Origin of the sequence: Megasphaera sp. AF13-6AC (assembly GCF_027685385.1) — a bacterium.
Taxonomy (GTDB): domain Bacteria; phylum Bacillota; class Negativicutes; order Veillonellales; family Megasphaeraceae; genus Megasphaera; species Megasphaera micronuciformis.
In genome coordinates, this window is sequence record NZ_JAQCUN010000254.1 from 1 (window position 1) to 1007 (window position 1007).

Below are 1007 nucleotides of genomic sequence, written 5' to 3' on the forward strand. Positions count from 1 at the left end.
AACGCACGGGTTCTTACCGCCTCATCCGGGCCCTACGGCTATTGCCATTATTTATAATGCCGATATCGGCGTAACCCTCGTATACGGTGCTATTATAGCTATTCCTACGGCTATTGTGGCAGGTCCCGTATTCTATAACTTTACCAAAGGGATTAACCCGGAAATACCCAAGGGCTTATACAACCCCAAGATTTTTGAAGACCATGAAATGCCCGGTTTCGGCGTATCCGTATTTACGGCTCTCGTACCGGTTGTACTCATGGCGGCTTCGGCTATTGCCAAACTCGCTTTGGACCAGTCTTCGCCTGCGGCGGTAGCTCTTGAATTCCTCGGTCAACCGGATATGGCACTGACCATTTCCGTAGCCATTGCTGTTTATACTTTCGGCTTGGCGCACGGCAAGAAGATGGACGAAATCATGAATACCGTTAAGGATGCTATCCTGGCTATCGCCATGATTCTTCTCATCGTCGGTGCCGGCGGGGCTCTCAAACAGATCCTCATCGACAGCGGTGTAGGTACGTATATCGGAACTCTTGTTGCCGATGCCAGCCTGTCGCCCTTAGTATTGGCTTGGCTTGTGGCTGCCGTTATTCGTACGGCTTGCGGCTCTGCAACGGTTGCGGCTTTGACGGCCGGCGGTATTGCAGCTCCTATCTGCGCGGCAACAGGTGCCAATCCGGAATTGATGGTTTTGGCGACCGGTGCCGGTTCGCTCATTTTCAGCCCGCCTAATGACCCCGGTTTCTGGCTCTTCAAAGAATTCTTCGGCCTGACCGTTAAAGAAACGGTACGGACCTGGTGCGCATTGGAAACCATCATTGCCATTATGGGTCTTATCGGCGTATTGGTATTGAACACCGTCGTAGCGTAATTTCTGATAAAGAGAGGTATTCGGACGTGTCTTACGATGACGTAGAAAAAATACCCTTTCTTCGCGGCACCTATGAGGGGATGACGAAGTCGGAGCGGCGTATAGCGGAATACATTGCCGCCGATCCGGAACG

1 protein-coding gene is annotated in these 1007 nt (G+C 51.8%); it reads left to right on the forward strand.

Features of this window, described 5'->3' with window-relative positions:
- Positions 1-874 (forward strand): gluconate:H+ symporter (locus PGX78_RS08640; protein ID WP_270446550.1); only part of this gene is annotated, 874 nt, incomplete at its 5' end.
- Positions 875-1007 lie beyond the last annotated feature (133 nt).